This is a genomic window from Endozoicomonas sp. ALD040 (assembly GCF_049275945.1).
Classification (GTDB): Bacteria; Pseudomonadota; Gammaproteobacteria; order Pseudomonadales; family Endozoicomonadaceae; genus Endozoicomonas_A.
Map to the genome: position 1 here is coordinate 780,130 of NZ_CP184829.1, position 17,259 is coordinate 797,388.

At 47.1% G+C, this 17,259-nt stretch carries 17 protein-coding genes; 6 read left to right on the forward strand and 11 right to left on the reverse strand.

The genetic code is table 11. The features are described from left to right. Positions 1-240 precede the first annotated feature (240 nt). Positions 241-1,224 carry a transposase gene (locus ACOJUN_RS02690; protein WP_422135132.1) on the reverse strand — a complete coding sequence of 328 codons (984 nt, stop codon included), beginning with the start codon at positions 1,222-1,224 and terminating at the stop codon, positions 241-243. A 125-nt stretch (positions 1,225-1,349) separates the two neighbouring features. Continuing rightward, on the reverse strand, positions 1,350-3,131 hold the full coding sequence (locus ACOJUN_RS02695; protein WP_422135133.1) for a hypothetical protein: 1,782 nt from the start codon (positions 3,129-3,131) through the stop codon (positions 1,350-1,352). 354 nt (positions 3,132-3,485) lie between these two features. Between ACOJUN_RS02695 and ACOJUN_RS02700 the strand changes: the two genes are divergently transcribed. Then, positions 3,486-3,626, forward strand: coding sequence for a hypothetical protein (locus ACOJUN_RS02700; protein WP_422135134.1), 141 nt, complete (start codon positions 3,486-3,488; stop codon positions 3,624-3,626). A gap of 50 nt (positions 3,627-3,676) precedes the next feature. Here ACOJUN_RS02700 and glk read toward each other — a convergent pair whose 3' ends face one another. Next, entirely contained in the window at positions 3,677-4,648 is a 972-nt protein-coding gene (glk, locus tag ACOJUN_RS02705; RefSeq protein WP_422135135.1) for a glucokinase, read from the reverse strand. 107 nt (positions 4,649-4,755) lie between these two features. Here glk and tcdA point away from each other — a divergent pair, with 107 nt between their 5' ends. Beyond that, positions 4,756-5,562, forward strand: coding sequence for a tRNA cyclic N6-threonylcarbamoyladenosine(37) synthase TcdA (gene tcdA / locus ACOJUN_RS02710; RefSeq protein WP_422135136.1), 807 nt, complete (start codon positions 4,756-4,758; stop codon positions 5,560-5,562). A gap of 16 nt (positions 5,563-5,578) precedes the next feature. On the opposite strand, the gene ACOJUN_RS02715 is transcribed toward tcdA, so the two are convergent. From ACOJUN_RS02715 to ACOJUN_RS02750, 8 genes are all read right to left on the reverse strand, one after another. Continuing rightward, complete coding sequence (locus ACOJUN_RS02715; RefSeq protein ID WP_422135137.1) at positions 5,579-6,565, reverse strand: flagellar motor protein MotB; 987 nt, start codon at positions 6,563-6,565, stop codon at positions 5,579-5,581. Beyond that, positions 6,562-7,413, reverse strand: a complete 852-nt coding sequence (gene motA, locus ACOJUN_RS02720; protein WP_317145266.1) for a flagellar motor stator protein MotA — start codon at positions 7,411-7,413, stop codon at positions 6,562-6,564. The genes ACOJUN_RS02715 and motA overlap by 4 nt, the downstream gene beginning before the upstream one ends. Positions 7,414-7,417: 4 nt before the next feature. Beyond that, positions 7,418-8,152, reverse strand: a complete 735-nt coding sequence (locus ACOJUN_RS02725) for a sigma-70 family RNA polymerase sigma factor (RefSeq protein ID WP_422135138.1) — start codon at positions 8,150-8,152, stop codon at positions 7,418-7,420. A 16-nt stretch (positions 8,153-8,168) separates the two neighbouring features. Continuing rightward, on the reverse strand, positions 8,169-8,681 hold the full coding sequence (locus ACOJUN_RS02730) for a flagellar basal body-associated FliL family protein (protein WP_422135139.1): 513 nt from the start codon (positions 8,679-8,681) through the stop codon (positions 8,169-8,171). Positions 8,682-8,711: 30 nt separating this feature from the next. Beyond that, complete coding sequence (locus ACOJUN_RS02735) at positions 8,712-9,959, reverse strand: flagellar hook-length control protein FliK (protein WP_422135140.1); 1,248 nt, start codon at positions 9,957-9,959, stop codon at positions 8,712-8,714. Between the two features lie 13 nt (positions 9,960-9,972). After that, on the reverse strand, positions 9,973-10,374 hold the full coding sequence (gene fliS, locus ACOJUN_RS02740) for a flagellar export chaperone FliS (protein ID WP_422135141.1): 402 nt from the start codon (positions 10,372-10,374) through the stop codon (positions 9,973-9,975). A gap of 14 nt (positions 10,375-10,388) precedes the next feature. Then, the gene (gene fliD, locus ACOJUN_RS02745; protein WP_422135142.1) at positions 10,389-11,738 is read right to left on the reverse strand and encodes a flagellar filament capping protein FliD; all 1,350 of its coding nucleotides are present in this window, start codon (positions 11,736-11,738) and stop codon (positions 10,389-10,391) included. Between the two features lie 152 nt (positions 11,739-11,890). Further along, positions 11,891-12,694 (reverse strand): flagellin, encoded by an 804-nt coding sequence (locus ACOJUN_RS02750; RefSeq protein ID WP_422135143.1) that lies wholly within the window; start codon positions 12,692-12,694, stop codon positions 11,891-11,893. Between the two features lie 254 nt (positions 12,695-12,948). Here ACOJUN_RS02750 and ACOJUN_RS02755 point away from each other — a divergent pair, with 254 nt between their 5' ends. Genes ACOJUN_RS02755 through flhA form a run of 4 tightly spaced genes read left to right on the forward strand, consistent with a single transcriptional unit; the run spans position 12,949 to position 17,255 of the window. Further along, complete coding sequence (locus tag ACOJUN_RS02755) at positions 12,949-13,218, forward strand: flagellar biosynthetic protein FliQ (RefSeq protein ID WP_422135144.1); 270 nt, start codon at positions 12,949-12,951, stop codon at positions 13,216-13,218. Next, entirely contained in the window at positions 13,218-13,991 is a 774-nt protein-coding gene (fliR, locus tag ACOJUN_RS02760; RefSeq protein WP_422135145.1) for a flagellar biosynthetic protein FliR, read from the forward strand. The genes ACOJUN_RS02755 and fliR overlap by 1 nt, the downstream gene beginning before the upstream one ends. Before the next feature lie 10 nt (positions 13,992-14,001). Continuing rightward, a complete protein-coding gene (gene flhB / locus ACOJUN_RS02765; protein ID WP_422135146.1) occupies positions 14,002-15,153 on the forward strand; it encodes a flagellar biosynthesis protein FlhB in 1,152 nt (383 codons plus the stop codon). Beyond that, on the forward strand, positions 15,150-17,255 hold the full coding sequence (gene flhA / locus ACOJUN_RS02770) for a flagellar biosynthesis protein FlhA (RefSeq protein WP_422135147.1): 2,106 nt from the start codon (positions 15,150-15,152) through the stop codon (positions 17,253-17,255). Before flhB ends, flhA begins: the two co-directional genes overlap by 4 nt. Positions 17,256-17,259: the final 4 nt, after the last annotated feature.

The window sequence follows — 17,259 nt, forward strand, 5'->3', positions numbered from 1 at the left end:
AAGAATATAAGACACCCATAAAACAAGAATATAAGACACCCATAAAAAATAAGACATTCAAAAACTGCATCCCCAAAAAGGATCAGAAAATCTATCTTCAACCAGCGTATCAACGAGCCACACAGCGCCATCCAACGAACAGAAGCTGTTCAAGCCATAATTCAGACAATGCAAATTCATTCCGAGATAAGTCGAAGAGAGATAAAGAGAGGGTCTTTGACGCCTTGACAGACTTCTACGCTAACCTGTCAGGTACAAACGACTACAGGCGTTTAAACCTCGAAGCCACTTCTGTCCGGCTTCAAGTGCATAAGTCTTCATTGCCTCCAGACGACCAACTGCCCGATAAAAACGATTATTCCATTGCATGGTTTTCAACCACTCATCCGGATCAATTTCCAGTCTTTGAAGAATAGGAGGGGTATACGACGGGATGGAACCTTTCTTATCTGTTCTGACAACGCGGCCACTCCAGTCAACCAGTTCCAGATAGTCGTGAAGAAGGTAGGGAAGGGCAATGTCCGTATTCTGTCCCAGCAAACACATAGGCTTCAGGGTCAGCGGCTGCCTTTTGGTCTCAGAATGTGCAATCTGCTCCACTCGTTCCTGAATCGACGTGTAGTCGGACTCTTCGGGTGTTTCTACCTTTCCAGCCCGAATCGGATTCAAGTCAACGTAGGCCATGCAGGTCAGTAACGCTGCTTCGTCCAGCAGTGCCTGGCTTTTAAAACGACCTTCCCAGAAGCGTCCTTTACACTCGTCTTCTTTATTGGCCTCACGAGCAAGATGTTCATTCAGGCAGCGCATAAACCAGCTGATATCCGTTAAACGACGCCGGTATTGCTCAGCATATTCATCAATACGGGCCAACTCAGCGCTGCCCAGTTTGTCAGCGGCCAGATGCCTTTGCACCAGGAGCGGACCTCTGAACAAGGTCGTCCAACGATGAAGCACTTCATTCCGTGACCAGCCTCTGGCAGATGACTGATTGATGTGCAAAACCACATGATAATGATTTGACATGACAGCGTAGGCGCAGACTTCGATAGCAAAGACTGAAACCAGTTCCCGGAGTTTATCCACCACCCATTGGCGGCGATGCTCGTAGTTCTTGCCAGTCAGGTGGTTCTCTCCACAGAGGTAAGCCTGACGAACACATCTTGCCGTGCAGTGATAATAAGGCGTTGAGCTGGGGTCAATCAGAGTATTGCGGGCCTGAGCCATGGACTCACCTGTCTGGGTAAAAAATCAGTGATGGATGAAAAAGTAGACCAAGTGGATGGTAAAGCAAATTTATGGGTGTCTTTTTTCTTTCCTTTCACTTTTAATTTATGGGTGTCTTTTTTCTTTCATGAATAAAACAAGTGTTTAATATCTTTCTGAATGCTTTTCGGAAGCATTGTCAATTCCTGTCCTCTTGAATGTCTGTCTACAGCACAAATGCAGCGATACTCAAGAGGGCGAAAACAAAAATGGGCTTTGTGCTTTTCTAACGTATCGTTAAAATAACACTTCAATTTTGGTTTTTTTTCTGTAGGCCCTTCTAATTCATTTTCTTCTAAAATAGGGAGAACTCCATATCTGAAAACGCTTCTAAGAGCTAACTTAGAATACTTTATTGGAGATTTTGACATAGCTAAAAGTAGAGGTTTGCCTTTAACCTTAAGAGACTCTGGTTCAATTCCATTATTTCTTATTTGTTCTAACGCAAGCTCTCTGAGTTGTGGAAAGTTATCCCATTTTTTTAAAAAAAGTAGTTCTAGCGCATTGTCACGAACCCTATCTTTTTGATAGCAATCTGCCCCATTCTTAATCAAAAGCTCAATAATATTTGCTAGCTTTTTAGAAATAACTTTGTCCGAAGAATTACTTTTTATTACTTTAATCAATGGGCTCATTCCTGCATCGTCAGAAACATTAGGGTCCAGCCCTTTGTGCAGCAAAGTTTTCCATGCCTTTAAAGAATATAATTCTGGATATCTTGACATGGCTAAAAGTAGAGATTGGACATCAACCATAATAGAGTCAAGTTCAATTCCATTATTTCTCATTTGTTCAAGTGCAAATTCTCTTAGCTTTGGAAAAACATCCCATTTTTTTGAGCAAAGTAGCTGTAGCGGAGTTTCACCAGAGCCACTTTCTTGATTGCAATCTGCCCCATTATTAATCAAAAGTTCAATAATAGTTACTAGCTTTTCAGAAGAAGTCTTATCCAAAGATTTACTTTTTATTACATTAATCAATGGGCTCATTCCTGCATCGCCAGAAACATTAGGGTCTAGCCCTTTATGCAACAAAGTTTTCCATGCCATTGAAGAATAATAATCTGGATAGTTTGACATAGCTAAAAGTAGAGGTTTGCCAACAGCCATAATAGAGTCAGGATCAATTCCTTTATTTATTGTTTGTTCAATTGCAAGCTCTCTGAGCTTTGGAAAGTCATCCCATTTTTTTGAACAAAGTAGTTGTAACGGAGTTTCACCAGAGCCAATTTCTTGATAGCAATCTGCCCCATTATTAATCAACAGTTCAATAATAGTTGCTAGCTTTTGATTAATAACGTCATCCATAGACTTGCTTTTTATTACATTGGTCAATGGGCTTTCTCCAGCATCAGAAACATTAGGGTTTAGCCCCTTTTTCAACAAAATTTTCCATGCCATTGTTGAATAATTTCCTGGAAATGTTGACATATCCAAAAGTAGAGGTATGCCACGAACCATAATAGAGTCAGGTTCAGTTCCATTATTTATTATTTGTTCAAGGGCAAATTCTATGAGCTGTGGAAAGTCACCCCATTTTTTTTTGCAAAGTAGTAGCAGCGGAGTGTCACCAGCGCCATTTTGTGGATTGCAATCAGCCCCGTTCTTAATAAAAAGTTCAATAATAGTTGCTATCTTTTCAGAACGAGCTTTATCCATAGAGTCATCATCTGCCGCCCATATTACATACATCAGTGGACTGATTCCCAGATTATCAGAAATATTAGGATTTATTTTATTCAAAGTTTCTTTCCATACTTCTAAGGAGTATCGATCAGGCTTTATACTCATTGATATAAGGTCTGCTCCTCCAAGCCCACAACCAGGATATTGATACGTCCCAACACTTTGACCAATTGTTCCAAACATGCTGCATTCTTCCTTCTTAAACTCTCAAGTTATAACTTTTGATTGTTTGAATGCTTATTAGTTTCCTGAATAGCCTAACCCTATAGTTACATCAACTGACATATAACTACTCAACCATACGAAATCATATTTTCTGACTCATTGTTCAGGCACTCGCGGCAACTGCTCCTGCGTTGCTCTAGCTCCTGCATCCATGCAGTCGTGATGCGTTGCAACTCTGGTCACATAGCTTGCTATGTTCCCGTCGTTGCGCCTTGCAGAGCACCTGCCCAATAAGCCAGAAATATTCGATTCCGTATGGCTGAGTACTCATGAGCCGTAGCCCCGTCAGGGGCAAATACAAACCCTCTAGAAATGCTGCAGGACAATGAAATTGCTGAATTCCTGGCCGAAGCCCATCTGGACGATGATCCTGCCGTGTTCACTGATCATTTTTTAACCACTTATTTGCAGTTTGTTACTTCCCTGAAGTTTGAGAAACCACCCAAAGGTTAATCCCAGACTTATCCACAGCCTCTGGGGATACTTTTAGAAGACAGCTGACTTTAATAATGACCTGAACGGTTCAAATAGGCCGCCGCTCCGGTTAACCCGGGATTTTCAGACAATATGAGCCATGTTGGTATGCCTGACATGTAGTCTTTCATCTTGTCTCTGTTCTCAAAGGCCTTACGGAACGTTCCTCTGGCAAACAGCGTTTTAACTTTGGGGATAATGCCGCCCGCAATGTAGACACCACCCCTTGCTCCCAGAATCAGTGCAGCATTCCCGGCGGTATTACCCAGAATCTCAAAAAAGTGATCCAGCACTTCGTAAGCGAGAGAATCCTGTTCTTCCAGAGCCTGAACTGTAATATCTGCCGCCTGCAGTTTATCCATCCGACCATCCAGGCTCGAGTGCGCTTCATAAAGTAATTCCAGACCTGAGCCGGAAAGTATTCTCTCAACTCCCAGCAACCCCCCAACTTCTTTTCGGATAAATCTCCAGACACTGATATCTCTTTCAGTAGAAGGTGCAAAGTCGGCATTGCCCCCTTCACCGGGCAGAGCTTGCCAACCCACAGGCGTTTCGATCAATCCACAAAGCCCCAGACCGGTTCCGGGACCAATGACCAGCTTGACGGCATCAGGATCAAAGTCCAGCTCAGGCCCAACAGGCATGAGTTCGCTTACAGGAAGGTGAGGGACCGCCAGAGCCTGTGCGGCAAAATCATTGATCAGCGCCATCACTTCCAATTCAAAGTCTTGTTTGAACTGTTGCTGATCAATTTTCCAGTGGCTGTTGGTGAAACTTACCTTTCCACCAACGACCGGGCCTGCAACAGCAAGACAGGCCCTGGCAATGGTTTCAACCCGCTGATTTTTCAGATAGAGCCGAACGGCATCTTCCAGATCGGAATAATCAATACTCGACATCGTCTGAATGCCTTCCAACACCAGACTGTCAGGTTTCACCAGGGCAAAGCGGGCATTGGTACCACCAATATCCCCCACCAGAGATTGCAATACTTCAGTCATCGGATACATCCAGGCCAACAGGCTTCATGACAAGTGAGGATGTCAGTATTATAATCCTGCGCCCGAACTCCTGACCTGAAAATGCCTGAAAAGCTCCCGGACTCTCTATGACAGTTGCTTCAGAAAACTCAACCAATGGCTATGACGCCCGTTTTGGAGGAAGCCGCAGGCTCTATGGCAACGATGCTGTAGACCGACTGAGACAATCTCATGTCTGCGTCACAGGCATTGGCGGAGTCGGCTCATGGGCAGCAGAGGCTCTGGCCAGAACCGGGGTAGGGACTATTACTCTGATCGATCTGGATGATGTCTGTGTCACTAACATCAATCGTCAGCTTCATGCCACCACTGAAACCATTGGCCAGTCCAAATGTGAAGTGATGGCCAGCCGCATTCAGTCCATTAATCCGGACTGCCAGTGCCATGTTATTGAAAACTTTGTAACGACCGAAAATGTGTCTGAACTGATCAGTCCGGACTTTGATTATGTATTGGATGCCATAGACAGTTTCAGAATCAAGGCCGCCCTGATTCATCACTGCAAAAGAAACAAGATTCCTGTCATCACAACCGGTGGCGCGGGCGGTCAGGTCGATCCTACCCAGATTCAGATTGCCGATCTTACCAAAACCTGGCACGACCCTCTGGCAAAAAAAGTCAGAAACCATCTGAGAGATTTCCACGGCTTTACTAAAAACAGCAAGCGGAAGTTTGGTGTCGATTGTGTCTTCTCTTCAGAACAGGCCGTTTATCCTCAGCCCGATGGCACAGTGTGCCAGCAGAAGCCTGCTGATATGGGTTCTACAAAAATGGATTGTGCCAGTGGTTTTGGCGCCACCACTGTTGTGACGGCTACGTTTGGCTTTGTGGCTGTGTCTCGAATCATTAAAAAAATCATCGATAAGAAAACTTAAGAAACTGGTCAGATGCTTAATTGTCTCCCCAGTTTATATCATCTTTCATTTCTTCCGGAAGCTGATTGTCCCGGGCTTTGTCCAGAGCTGTGCGCATTTTCTGCGAGTCTTCATCACTCAGTTTTTCGGTGCCTTCCTGAATTACATCTTCGGTACCTTCTTCAACCGGTGCAAACATATCTTCAATCCGCTTTTCCATTTCCTCGTTCAAAAACAGAATTTCAATTCTACGATTGGAGCTGGATTCAGGGTTTTCAGGGTCGCGCAGTACCCGGTCAGCCATACCCAACACCATCATAATCCGGGACTCCTCCAGTCCTCCGAAAACCAGTGTTCTTCTGGCAACCTGAGCCCGGGCTGATGACAGTTCCCAGTTTGAATAGTTATTCCTCTGAAAGCCTGAGCTGTCGGTATGACCGCTGATCATGAGACTGAAAGAAAGTTTGTTCAAAATAGGGGCCATCTCAAGCATTAAATCCTGAAAAAATGGCTGCAGTCTCGCGCTCCCCTTTTCAAACATATTCTTCTTGTTATTGTCCAGAATGACAATGCGTAAGCCTTCCGGTGTTTTCTCCAGATCAATGTAATCTTCATATCTTCCAGCTGATTTACTGCCGCCTACCAATTTTTGTAATTCATCGGACAGCTTGTCGAAAATCAGCGTGTTATTCAGGGTTTTGTCCATATCCTCAGCAATAACTTCAGTCTCTTCCCTGCCTCGATTGTTTGCCCCTGGTCTGGGAATATTCACCAAAGTATTCATTCCCCCAAAATTAATGGGCTTGGAACTGCTTGGATGGCGGAATGAGCCCGGATCTTCAAAATAGGTGGCAATGGCTTTCTTCTGTTCCTTGTCCGTGGCGCTCATGATCCAGAGCAAAAGAAACAAAGCCATCATGGCAATGGCAAAATCAGCAAAGGCTACTTTCCATGAACCGCCATGATGTCCATCGCCATGACCGCCATGTTTCTTTTTAATGACAATGACATGATCTTTACTCATGAGCCGTCCAGCAACTCTTCCAGTTCACTAAAAGTGGGGCGTTTGTCCGCAAAAAGCATTTTCCTGCCGGAATCCACTGAAACAACAGGAGGAAAACCGGACTTGTTACTGCCCAGCCCCACCCTGATGCAATGAAATGCTCTAATCTCCTGATCGATTGAGTGGCCAATGGCCGTTGCACAGGGTCCTACTAATCCGTAGGCCATAAATATGCCAAGAAAAGTACCTGTCAGAGCCGCAGCAATCAATCGGCCCAGTTGATCCATTGGGCCATCTATCGCACCCATAGTAATAACGATACCCAGTACTGCCGCGAGAATACCGAAACCCGGCAATGCATCAGAAATCAGCTGCAGAGCATCCGCCGGACGCATCATTTCTGACTCCATGGATTCAATTTCTTCCTCAATAATGGTTTCGTATTCGTGGGGCTCAATGCCGTCTACCAGTGACAACCTGAGGTTTTCAGTAATGAAGTTATAGATATGAGGGGTCTTCATTATCAGAGGGTATTTGGAAAAAACATCGCTGTTTTCAGGGTTTTCTATATGCTCTTCAAGCGCCTTGGTCCCTCCCTTTTTTTTCGCCATATTGAACAACGTATACAAAAGAGAGAGCAGCTCATCAAAATATTCACGATTAAAACCTGAATTATTGACGGTATAAACCAAATGTCGCCCGGCCGCTTTGACAACATTCGTTGGGTTGGCAATCATAAACGCCCCCAAGGCGCCACCACCAATCATCACTATTTCTGCTGGCTGCCAGATAGCCCTCATTTCACCACCCGCAGCCATAAAGCCACCAAAGATGCAGCCTAGCTGGATAAGCAGCCCCAAGATTTTCATAACACTATTCCCTGTTCCATTCTTCCAGCAGCGAGCGCAGTCTTAGAACAGCCTGACGGTGTAACTGACAAATACGGGCCTCCGTCAGATCCAGAGCTTCTCCAATTTCTTTCATATTCAGTTCATGAACATAATAGAGATTCATCAAATGTTGCTCTCGTTCCGGTAACTCCTTTAAAGCATTTGCCAGGGCCCTGCTGCGCTCCCCTCCCATGGCAACCACTTCTATAGAGTCATCCTGATTAACCTCTATGATTTTGCTGTCAGCCTCACCCTGCATCAGCCCATCCAGACTCAGCAGATTGTCGGAATTACTGCTCTGCAACATGCGGTGGTATCGCTCAAGGCTGACACCAAGCTCTTTTGCAATTTCTGACTCGGACGGAGCCCGTCCCAGCTTTGTATTAAGCGTCTGAATTGCCTTCCTGATCTTCTGTCCGTGTTCCCGATCTGTTCTGCTGCGCCAGTCCCACTGTCGTAACTCATCAATCACTGCGCCTCGAATCCGGGTTTTGGCAAACTGTTCAAAGGGGACTTTGCGGCCCGGATCGTAACGACTGGCAGCATCCAGAAGCCCCATCATCCCGGCTTGCAAGAGATCATCCCGGGAAATGTTACTACCCAGACTACTGGCCAGATGCAGCACAATCTTTTTGACCAGAGACAAGTGCTGTTTAACCAGAACATCCCGCTGATTTCCTGCCTGTTGGCGATAAGCGTCAAGTCCTTTTTGCTGCATCTCAGCCACTAAGTTGCTACTGGATCACAAGATCCGTAATCAGACAGTCATCCACCCTTGCTCCCACCCTCTCTTTCTCGAGCAGGGCATTGACTCTTGCCAGCGTTTCAGCACGGATAATCTCTGTAACTCCCCCGGCTTTAACCTCTTCAAACGAGAGTGAGCCCAGATAGTTGATGACTTCATTACGAATAAGAGGCCGGTAGGCTTCCAGTGTTGCGATCACGGTTTCATCCCGTACCATCAATGACTGTTTTATCTGCATATATCGAGGTCGGGCATCACTTTTGAGAGTGATAATAAATGGCTCAAGCACCATAAAACTGGGTGGTCCCAATGCTGCAGCTTGCGGTTGCGGCTGCTGTTGCTGTTGCTGTTCCTGTTGCTGCGGCGGATTCATCATTGTCATTGCCACAAAAGCGCCACCACCCGCCAGCAACAGCACCAGAAGAATAATGATGATGATTAATAACTTGCCGTGGCCTGAATTTTTGTTTTCAGAGTCACTGCCTTCTTTTTCATCTGCCATGAGTCCAGAAACTCCTTTTCCGATGATCTGTTAAACGAAATGATCCAATAATCTGCCGCCATGAAGCCTGAATTGTTCCTGGGCGCTCTGATAACCATTTGATTCAAGACAACCATCGGCGGTGGGCAGATATTCTGAAGATTGTTCCGACGTATCAGCGTCTTTCTGGCTACCCACATCCACTGACATTTGCCCCAGAGTCAGTGATTCACTATTAAGAGCTTCCCGCAGGCGATCTCCGTGAAGCAGCAGCAAGTCTCTGGCAGCGGGTGTTGCTGTTATCACCTGAAGGCTGACAGCGTCTCTGTCAACGCTAACCGTCAGCGTTACACGACCCAATTCCGGTGGGTCTAACCGAAACTCCATTTTCTGCTCACCCTGCTTAATCATTTGCACCACTGTCTGCCCGAAGGGTCGCTGAGCTACTTCAGGTTGCAGGAAAGGTTGCTTAACTGTGGCTGACTGGGCTGCTGATGATGGCTCAGTCATCTGAATGGAAACAGGCTGTTGGGAGGTTTGAGGCGTCTGATTAACGATGGCCTGTATTGACTCGGTCTGCTGTACCAGCGCAGGCGCTGTTTTTAAAGAAACCTTCCGTTCCACTTCGAAATTGAACAGAGACAGCGGAGCTGGAATTTCTTTTGATCCATGGTGATTTTTTATCTCCGGCGCTTTGGCTTCTGTCTGGATCTGATCCGGTTTCAGAGTGATTTCCGGCTTAAATTTTCCTGTCTGGTGATCGACTTCCTCTACCAGATTAACATCCGTTAATGGTTTTTGAGTCTGAGACACCCACTGAGTATTAACCGGAGTCAGAGAGACCTCTGATTCCTGTGGTCGAACAGGCAGGCGGAGTTTTTCAGATTTTCCGGGCATTGACAGATTTAAATCAGGCCGTTCAGTAACCCCTACTGTTAAAGAGGTACTTTTTATTTCTACGGCGGACTGTTCAGGTTTTGCTTCTCTGGTCAGTATCGGTAAGCTGGTGACGGGAATATGCTTTGTCAGCTCTGAAACGTCAGGGTTTGCCAAGGGTAAATTTGTTTTTGCCTGCCCATCAACAGGTATCAACCCTGCAGCCAGAAGCTCCGGAGAGACTAACTCTGTGGATGCAGATTCTATTGAGGAAAACTGTTGAAGAACAGTTTCAAATGTCAACTCAGAAGAAGTAGTAACTGTCTCAGCAGCCGCCATGACCTGCGGTTGAGCACCATCAACCGATGGCGCTGAACTCGATAGAGATAACAACGAAAAAACTGGCAGAGCCTGGTTTTCCATTCAAACCGCTCCGTTACTGAATAGTGGCAATCGCAGCTTGAGGAAGGGAAATATGGGCCCAGGCTTCCTGTATTTCTTTTAGCAGCCCCATAACTTCACTGATAGCAGTCAAATCATTTTTTGCATTGGCCTCAGTTAAACGTCTGATGCAATAGAGATATAACGATTGGAGATTTCCGGCCAAGTCACCACCTCTTTCAAAATCCAGAGACTGTTCCAGCACCAGCAGAATTTCGATAGACAGGGAGAGGCGATCAGACTTGTTGGTCAGATCCTTTCGCTCAATGTGGTGGCTTGCTTTAGCCAGATTGTCCATCAGTTTGGTAAACAACACACCCACCAGCTGAACAGAATCAGACGCTTCTACACCCGCTTTTTCCTGTTGCTGATAAGCACCCAGACCTTTTTTCTTCATGACCCTCTCCATGATCAGGAATTATTGTTATTCAGACTATTCAGACTGCTGGTGATCCAGTCACTGGTTCCACTCAGTGAGGCCAGAATACTTTCCATCGCCAGGAACTGATTCTGGTAATAGCTGCGGGTCCGCTCCAGTCTCAGCTCCAGTGCCGCACGATCATCTTCAATATCACTCAAGCCCTCTTCAATCCTGTCCTCTCGACTGTCAAGCGTTCCGCTACTTTCAAGGTGGGGAGTGAGAACGGCTGCCATTTGATTCATTAAGCCATCTTCACCAGCCAGTACCTGCGCCAATTCATCAAAGTTGTTAATCAGGGCGTCATCCAGACTATCGTTATCCAGGGTTATTGAGCCGTCTTCGGTAGTCGTCAGACCCAATTGCCCGAGTGTTCTGAATGTGTCACCGTCTTCACCATATAAAGAACTGATGACACTTCTCAACTGACCCTCAATAGCCCGGGTCTGGCTATCACCATTGAGAGGCCCCGCTGAAACACCGTTGAAATCTGTGAGAGTATCAAGGGTAGACTTAACATTGTTCCAGGCATCCACAAACTCCTGCATGGACTCTTTCAGGCTGTCTTTGTCTACGGAGATATTCACGGTAACCGGATCTGTGCTGACGGCTTTCAGATTGAGCGTGACGCCATCAATAAGGTTTTCCAGTTGGTTATCTTCGGAAGTAATAGTGATTGCAGAGGCTCCTGCACCAAACCGGATACTGGCATCCACTGCCACCTGTAAATCGGTAAAGGAACCCAGGGTTGCTGAGCCACCGGAAAGGCCACTGAAGTCACTCGTTATGGTGTTTGCTGCTCCGGATTTCTCACTAGTCAGCATCAGACGTTGCTGACCGTTTTCATTAATAATCGCTGCCTGAACCCCGGTGTTATCGGCTGCGCTGTTTATAGCATCGCGTAAATTAGTCAGGCTTTCTGAACCCGGTTCGACCGTAACGGAGAAGCTTTCACCGTTAACCGAGAGATTGACCGTTCCGGAACCAATAGTGGCATCTGTAGCGATAGCTGCGGATACAGTCTGGTGGCGAGTCGCCAGCTGATCCACATAAAACTGATAACTGCCTTCCCCGGCGCTGCTGGAAGCGGTTGCGCTCAGAACGGACTCATTACTGACACTGACGGCTCTGGGACTGAATTTACTGATGCTGTTCAGGCTTTCTACCTGAGTATTAAAATCATTCAGTGCAGACTTTAGCGTCCCGACGGCAGACAGTTCTACATTAAAGGCCTCCTCTCTGCGGGCATAACGGTTTTCACTGGGAGCACGCTCGGCCTCCACCAAAGTGTCAACAATGGAGTTAACATCCAGCCCTGAATAGATGCCACTTAAACTGAACATAATCAGCCTCTGATTAATGCCTGCTTTTATTCAGTCGGCACCGCTTTGAGAAACATAACCGAATAACAGACAGCTCTATAAAAAATGGGAGCTCACTGGCTCCCACAAAGACCATCAGCATTAAAGCTGACTGAATGTTACCTCTCCAGCGATTAACGCAGCAGAGACAGAATGTTCTGAGGGATCGCGTTAGCCTGAGCCAACACAGCAGTACCGGCCTGTTGCATAACCTGATACTTACTCAGATTCGCTGTTTCTGAAGCAAAATCAGTATCCACGATACGGCTTCTGGAAGCACTCAGATTTTCACGGATATTTGAAAGGTTATTGACGGTAGTGCTCAGTCGGTTTTGGGATGCACCCAGACTGGCTCGAACAGCGTCATAAGCAGCAATATCCACATCCAATGCACCCACTGCTGTTTGAGCGGTAGCGGCATCGGTAAAGGTAACAGCGGTCAGCGCAACGGCAGTAAAGTTAAGGTCTATGTTATTGGTGGTAGCATCGGTATAGTCAACTGCAATTTCGACGGTACCTGCGCCAAGAACGGTTGTCCCGTTAAACTCAGTCGTTGCGGCAATACGGCCAATCTCAGCCAGTTGAGCATCGTATTCGGCTTGCAGGGCGGTAACATCAGCAGCCTCATAGGTACCACTTGACGCCTGCAAAGCCAGATCCCTCATACGCAGCAAAGAGTTAGTGATCTCGCTCATAGCACCTTCAGCAGTCTGGGCCATGGAGATGCCATCGTTGGCATTACGGATAGCGACACCAAGTCCACCAATTTGTGCAGCCATTTTATTCGCAATCTGCAAACCGGCAGCATCATCCTTAGCACTGTTAATACGCATACCAGAAGACAGACGCTGCATGGCGGTCTGAAGACCTGCCTCGGTCTTACTCAGATTACGCTGAGCATTCTGAGAGAAGATATTGGTATTTACGGTCATTGCCATTTTACTAATTCCTATTCATGGTTTTACTCGCTTAATAACTTCAACGTACTGCCTGTTGATAAGTACCACTCGGGAAGGCTTCTGGATTTATTAAATAGACTTGCCATTCTTTTAAGTCGTTTTTAAAGTAAAAAAATGTTTTTATATATCTATTGCGAATTCATTTTAGAAAACTATGCTCTTGGTTAATTTCTTCGGGTTGCAGTCTGTTTTGCAAAGTTGCGAAACAACCTGAACTATTCAGAGGAAACCCCATGACACCGGAAGTTGTGGCAGACCTTTTTCGTGATGCGCTGACCCTCATTGTTCTGATGGTATCGGTGATTGTGATGCCCGGACTGCTGGTGGGTCTGGTGGTCAGCACACTGCAGGCAGCGACTCAAATCAATGAGCAAACCCTCAGTTTCCTGCCCCGTCTGCTGGCAACACTGGTTACTATAGGCATGACGGGCCCCTGGCTGATTCAGGAATTTATGGATCTGTTTCTCCGGCTGTATGAATTTATTCCTGAGATGCTGGCCTGATGGGAACCTTTACCTTCTCTGAAGTGGTGGGCTGGATTGGTCAGTACCTCTGGCCGTTTTTTCGTATCGGAGCCCTCTTTCTGGCAATGCCCATTATCAGCAGTCAGGTAGTGGCACCCAGAATCCGGGTAATTCTGGCGATGGCCATCACTATTATTGTGGCCCCCATGCTGCCTGCGGTACCCGCAGTAGAGCCACTGTCGGGTGAAGCCCTTCTGATCACTGCACAACAGCTGGCTGTCGGGCTTTTAATGGCGATGGTACTGCAAATCTATTTCGCTATTTTCACCTCCGCCGGACAAATGCTCTCCCTGCAGATGGGTCTGGGTATGGCGGTCATGTTTGATCCGATGAACGGCGCCCAGATTCCGGTAATCAGCCAGGTATTCCAACTGCTGAGCTTTCTGATGTTTCTGGCATTTGATGGGCATCTGGTCGTCATTTCTATTGTTGTGGAGAGCTTTAATACCATTCCCATTGCGCCCTTTTCTATTCGCCAACTGGATATTGACCGGCTTCCCGCCATGGGCGGCTGGATGTTTGCCAGCGCACTACTGATGGTTCTTCCCGCCATTGTTGCATTATTAATTGTCACTTTTACCTTTGGTGTAATGAACCGCTCGGCGCCGCAATTCAATATTTTCAGTCTGGGCTTTCCTCTGACCATGCTGGCAGGCATTTTTATTCTGATGCTGATCAGTTCCACCCTGAACGGTGTCTTCACACGATTTACCCGGACTGTTCTGGACATTCTACGATCACTGGTTCTTTAGGAATTTTCAGATGGCAGAAGAATCACAGACTGGCGAACGCTCAGAAGAACCCTCCGAACGAAAACTTCAGAAGAGCCGTGACGAAGGCCAGGTTCCCCGATCCCGGGAACTGGTCACCTTTGCTTTGCTGGCTTCAACCCTGGTTGCTTTATGGCTCAGTGGTGGATTAATTCGCGACCAGCTGTTTCAGGTTATGTACAAAAGCTTCAGGTTTGAAAAAGACGTATTGCGTCAGGAAAGCTGGCTGACGGATCACCTGATCGTCAGCATGACTCAGGGGTTCTCCGGCTTGCTGCCCTTTATGCTGATTGTCATTCTGGCCTCAATAGCCGCTTCAGCGGCTTTAGGAGGCTGGATATTCTCAAATAAACAGATACGACCCAAGGCTGAGCGCATCAGTTTTCTCAAAGGCATTAAACGCATGTTTTCTGCCAACTCCATGATTGAGTTGTTAAAGTCCATTGCCAAAATCTCTCTGCTGGCTTTTTCCCTCTGGCTCATAAATCAATGGTTCTTTCGGGATGTGCTCTGGCTCAACCGGCTGCCGATATTTCAAGCAGTTTCAGAGGGCCTCAGCCACCTTACCATGGCCATCACCATTCTGGTCAGTGCCCTGCTGTTGATCTGTTTTATTGATGTACCTTTCCAAAGATGGAACCACATGAAAAAACTGCGCATGACACACAAGGAAATGCGTGATGAAATGAAAGAGTCTGAAGGTCAGCCAGAGCTTCGTTCAAGACTGCGGGAGAAGCAACAGGAAATTGCGGGTCGCAGAATGATGCAGGCCGTTCCTTCGGCGGATGTCATTATCACCAACCCAACTCACTTTGCAGTGGCTCTGAAATATGATCTGGACAAGGCCAGAGCGCCCTATGTCGTAGCAAAAGGCGTTGACAGAGTAGCCCTGCGTATCTGCGCTGTGGCACGGGAATACAATAAGCCGGTGGTACAGTCACCCACGTTAACCCGGGTGATTTATCATACGACACAGTTAAATCAGGAAATTGCCGACGACCTGTTTTTGGCCGTTGCCCAGGTTTTGGCTTACGTCCATCATCTGAATGACTTTCAGGCCGGACGCAGAAGCAAGGCACCCGATTTACCAACACCGGAAGTCCCCAGCGCCTTCCGGGAAAAATGGGATAAGAAGAGACAATGATCAAGGAAGCTCAACGTCTGCTATACATGATGTCGCCCAAAAGCGGCAACCTGAATATCGGGATTCCGCTGATCGTTCTGATGACGCTCGGTATGGTTACACTGCCGATGCCGCCTTTTATGCTGGATGTATTCTTTACCTTCAACATCGCACTGTCTCTGCTCATCCTGTTAGTTAGTATTTACACACTTCGACCTCTTGAATTTGCGGTGTTTCCAACCATCCTGCTGGTTTCCACTTTGTTGCGCCTTGCCCTGAACGTGGCATCAACCCGGGTGGTTCTTCTGAATGGACATACTGGCAATGGCGCTGCCGGAAAGGTGATTCAATCCTTTGGTGAGGTTGTTATTGGCAACAGTTACGTTGTTGGTCTGGTGGTGTTCTTTATTCTGGTGATTATCAACTTTGTCGTGGTCACCAAGGGTGCTGGTCGTATTTCTGAGGTGACCGCCCGCTTCACTCTCGATGCCCTGCCAGGCAAGCAGATGTCCATTGATGCAGACCTCAATGCCGGCGTTATTGATCAGCAGGAAGCGCACGACCGCCGGGAAAGTGTACGCCGGGAGGCAGACTTCTATGGCTCAATGGATGGTGCCAGTAAGTTTGTCCGGGGTGATGCTGTGGCCGGCCTGCTTATTCTTGCCATCAATATCATAGGTGGAATGCTGATAGGCACCATTGGCCAAGGGTTATCTGCCGGGGAAGCCTTTGCTGTTTATTCTCTTCTGACGATTGGTGATGGTCTGGTGGCCCAGATTCCTTCGCTGCTGCTCTCCACCTCTGCGGCTATCATGGTAACCCGTGTCTCTGAATCTGCGGATGTAGGGCATCAGGTTTCCGAACAGATGTTCTCTTCTCCGAAAGCGTTGGGCCTCACAGCCATGATTTTAATGGTGATAGGCATTGTTCCCGGTATGCCCCATGTACCCTTTCTCAGTCTGGGCCTGATCGTGGCGTTTCTGGCCTGGTGGACCACCAACAAACATCAGAAGGATGAACCCGAATCCAGCCACTCTGCAGCCAATACAGAAGATGTCAGTGAGTCATCACCCTGGTCCTGGGGAGATATTCCGCCAGTGGATACCCTGGGGCTTGAACTGGGTTATAAACTCATTCCTCTGGCAGATGAAAATCAGGGCGCTCAACTACTCACTCAGCTAAAAGGCATTCGCAAAACCCAATCCCGGGAGCTGGGCTTTCTGATTCCCAGCGTGCATGTGAAAGATAATCTGAACCTGAAACCTGATAGTTACAATATACTGCTCAAGGGTGTCATTGTTGCCGAAGGACAGATTGAGCCCATGCGTTTATTGGCGATCAATCCCGGTGAAGTATTTGGTGAGATAAATGGTATTGCAACTTCAGAGCCTGCTTACGGACTGGAAGCACTCTGGATTGAAACCTCAGAGCGGGAACATGCCGTCGGACTGGGCTACACGGTAGTCGACGCTGCTACGGTTATCGCTACACACCTTAATAAAATTATTGATGAGCACGCCAGTGAGCTGCTTGGGCATGATGAAGTAGTGCAACTGCTGGATAAGCTGACTCACTATTCCCCCAAACTGGCTGAAGATCTTATTCCCAAAAAGCTGTCCATGAGTGTGTTTTCCCGAATACTCAGAGATTTGCTGACCGAAGATGTCTCTGTCAGTGATATTCAAACCATTGCCAGCACCTTACTGGAGTCGTCTGAACGGATTACAGAACCACACCTGCTGACCTCTGAAGTTCGAATTGCCCTGCGTCGCAGCATTATCCAGAACCTGGTAGGCAACACCTCTGAAATACCGGTTGTCACCATGAGCTCAGAGCTGGAGCAGGTCATTATGCAAAGTTACCAACAAGCTCGTCAGAGTAACGACTTCTCCCCTGACACACTGCCACTTGAACCCCGAATTGCGGAGCAACTTCAAGTTCAAATGCCAGAAGTCTCTGCCAACCTTGCTGCTGAAGGAAAAGTGCCTGTCATGCTTGTCAATGCATCATTGCGCCCGGCCATGGCCAGATATGCTCGTCTATGCACCGAGGGTATGCATGTATTGTCGTTTAATGAAATTCCTGAAAATAAAGAAGTCATAGTGGTTGGCAAGATTGGCTGATTGT